A 2,758-nucleotide genomic window follows, 5' to 3' on the forward strand; every position below is an offset into this window, starting at 1 on the left:
TTGGAGAAATTCTTCAAATTCCCGTTGCACATAGCCCGGCAATTCCTTTCCCTGCTCTGCCATAAGCGCAGCGAATGCCGGGTAATACTCGTCAACGATCTGATAGAGAAGGGTTTGCTCGGGTCGGTGGCTCTGGTAACGACCAGTATCCCGATCCCGGCTGGCCGTCCTGGCCGCCACATGAGGCATGTTCCGCGTCCTTGCAATACTGTGTTTACATACAGTCTATCGCTTAGCGGAAAGTTCTTTTACCCTCAGCCGAAATGCCTGCCGTTGCTAGACATTGCCAGCCAGTGCCCGTCACTCCCACTCGATTGTAAACAAGCACACAAAACCCTTTAGTGACAACAATTTGCAAGAACTATCAGGCTCAGTGCCATGAAAAATACCATGACCAGATCATGAGGTTGAACACGGCTTGCGCCGGCAGCGTTCACGCTCCTGGTCGGCGATCTCGCCCGGCTGCAATGCTAGCTCAGCATCGGTCATGCGCTCCAGCACGTCGCGTAGGCGGATGGTGCAAGGAATGGGCGGCAGCTCGAACTCATAGCCGCCGGCGATCATTTCGGCCGCAATCTCCTCGGTGATGAAAAACGGCTCGTCGTCTTGGTTCGGCTTCTTCATGCCCTTTCCTCCTGGCGCTCATCCTGGCCGACAGCGGCCAGGGCATCGGCTTCCGTCAATGCGTCCTCCACGAACGCGCCGTGCTGCTTCGCTTCGGCCTGGCTGACCTCGGCCCATATCCGTTTCACCTGGGCCGCACTGTACCCGGCCAGCTCGGCGGTCTTGTTGATGCTGTAGCCGGACTTGCGCAGCGCGACAACTTGGGCGCGGCGCTTCGGATCAGCACGGCGGCCCTTGTACCGCCCGGCCTGGCGGGCCAACTCAATGCCTTGGCGCTGGCGTTCGCGCCTGTCCTCGTAGTCGTCGCGGGCCATCTGCAAGGCCAGGCGAAAAAGCATGATCTGCACGGCTTCCAGCACGATCTTGGCGACGCCCTGGGCCTCGGCCGCCAGGTCGGATAGATCGACCACGCCAGGGACGGCCAGGCGTGCGCCTTTGGCCTGTATCGAGGCCACCAGGCGCTCGGCCTCGGGCAAAGGTAGGCGGCTGATGCGGTCGATCTTCTCGGCAATGACCACCTCGCCGGGCTGTAGGTCGCCGATCATGCGCAGCAGCTCAGGCCGGTCGGCGCGTGCGCCGGATGCCTTCTCACGGTAGATGCCGGCGACGTAGTAGCCGGCGGCCTTCGCGGCCGTAGTGATCGCCTCTTGGCGTTCCAAGTCCTGCGCGTCGGTGCTGACGCGCAGATAGACCCGCGCCACCATCGGCGCGGCTACTGGCTTCGTCCTGCGCATACTTGCGGGCTCCTTTGGGCATACGCAAAGTGTCCGGTCATGCTACCCCCGGCCAAAAAGGCCGTCATGCGATTTATCTTGGCCGGGTCGTTATTGGCGGGTCTAAATGGCCGCTCCGTGGATCTCATCGCCAGAAATGGCGATGCGAGATCCAGGGCAGGGCGGCCGCCATCGTCAGACCTGGCGATGGTCGACGCCGGCGCGCATCGTCGGATGTGGCGATGCGAGCTCGAGGTCGGTGGCCACCGCCGGCGACCTGGTGCCATCGTCGGCAATGGCGATGCTGCAGCTCGACGTGCGCGGCCTGGTCGTCTCGGCATCGTCGGATGCGGCGATGCTCGAGCGAGGCGAAAAAAAACCGCCTCGGGGTGTCCGAGGCGGCAAGTCTGCATGCGGTTCAGGGAGGAAGAAACCGCGCCGGCGATCAGGGAGGAAAACCGCGCGGCCTGATGTGCAGCTCGGCCACTTTAGCCGGATTTTTCGACTTATCCGATGCGAGCGGCCCGCCGTGGGCGCTGCTCGATCTGCTGTTGCTTTTTCTCGACGTGCTTCTGCTCCTGGTGCTGCTGCTCGTCGCGCGGCACTGTTGCAAAGTTAGCGATGAGGCAGCCTTTTGTCTTATTCAAAGGCCTTACATTTCAAAAACTCTGCTTACCAGGCGCATTTCGCCCAGGGGATCACCATAATAAAATGCTGAGGCCTGGCCTTTGCGTAGTGCACGCATCACCTCAATACCTTTGATGGTGGCGTAAGCCGTCTTCATGGATTTAAATCCCAGCGTGGCGCCGATTATCCGTTTCAGTTTGCCATGATCGCATTCAATCACGTTGTTCCGGTACTTAATCTGTCGGTGTTCAACGTCAGACGGGCACCGGCCTTCGCGTTTGAGCAGAGCAAGCGCGCGACCATAGGCGGGCGCTTTATCCGTGTTGATGAATCGCGGGATCTGCCACTTCTTCACGTTGTTGAGGATTTTACCCAGAAACCGGTATGCAGCTTTGCTGTTACGACGGGAGGAGATATAAAAATCGACAGTGCGGCCCCGGCTGTCGACGGCCCGGTACAGATACGCCCAGCGGCCATTGACCTTCACGTAGGTTTCATCCATGTGCCACGGGCAAAGATCGGAAGGGTTACGCCAGTACCAGCGCAGCCGTTTTTCCATTTCAGGCGCATAACGCTGAACCCAGCGGTAAATCGTGGAGTGATCGACATTCACTCCGCGTTCAGCCAGCATCTCCTGCAGCTCACGGTAACTGATGCCGTATTTGCAGTACCAGCGTACGGCCCACAGAATGATGTCACGCTGAAAATGCCGGCCTTTGAATGGGTTCATGTGCAGCTCCATCAGCAAAAGGGGATGATAAGTTTATCACCACCGACTATTTGCAACAGTGCCC

General features: G+C 59.4%; 4 protein-coding genes and 1 pseudogene. All 5 read right to left on the reverse strand.

What is annotated here, in order from left to right; all coding sequences use genetic code 11:
- Positions 1-189, reverse strand: a pseudogene (locus AB5Y73_RS13400) (IS91 family transposase); the annotation flags it as partial.
- A 210-nt stretch (positions 190-399) separates the two neighbouring features.
- On the reverse strand, positions 400-624 hold the full coding sequence (locus tag AB5Y73_RS13405) for a hypothetical protein (protein WP_000743213.1): 225 nt from the start codon (positions 622-624) through the stop codon (positions 400-402).
- Entirely contained in the window at positions 621-1,358 is a 738-nt protein-coding gene (locus AB5Y73_RS13410; protein ID WP_001366550.1) for a recombinase family protein, read from the reverse strand. Before AB5Y73_RS13410 ends, AB5Y73_RS13405 begins: the two co-directional genes overlap by 4 nt.
- Positions 1,359-1,843: 485 nt before the next feature.
- Positions 1,844-1,984, reverse strand: a complete 141-nt coding sequence (locus AB5Y73_RS13415; protein ID WP_001044210.1) for a hypothetical protein — start codon at positions 1,982-1,984, stop codon at positions 1,844-1,846.
- Between the two features lie 5 nt (positions 1,985-1,989).
- Positions 1,990-2,694 carry an IS6-like element IS26 family transposase gene (locus AB5Y73_RS13420; protein WP_001067834.1) on the reverse strand — a complete coding sequence of 235 codons (705 nt, stop codon included), beginning with the start codon at positions 2,692-2,694 and terminating at the stop codon, positions 1,990-1,992.
- Positions 2,695-2,758: the final 64 nt, after the last annotated feature.

This window comes from Aeromonas sp. s7(2024) (assembly GCF_040907825.1).
Taxonomy (GTDB): domain Bacteria; phylum Pseudomonadota; class Gammaproteobacteria; order Enterobacterales; family Aeromonadaceae; genus Aeromonas; species Aeromonas veronii.

What these genes read in the sequence shown, in the direction of transcription:
- AB5Y73_RS13410 (WP_001366550.1), bottom strand. Translation starts at nt 1,358, where the DNA reads ATGCGCAGGACGAAGCCAGTAGCCGCGCCGATGGTGGCGCGGGTCTAT.
- AB5Y73_RS13420 (WP_001067834.1), bottom strand. Translation starts at nt 2,694, where the DNA reads ATGAACCCATTCAAAGGCCGGCATTTTCAGCGTGACATCATTCTGTGG.
- AB5Y73_RS13405 (WP_000743213.1), bottom strand. Translation starts at nt 624, where the DNA reads ATGAAGAAGCCGAACCAAGACGACGAGCCGTTTTTCATCACCGAGGAG.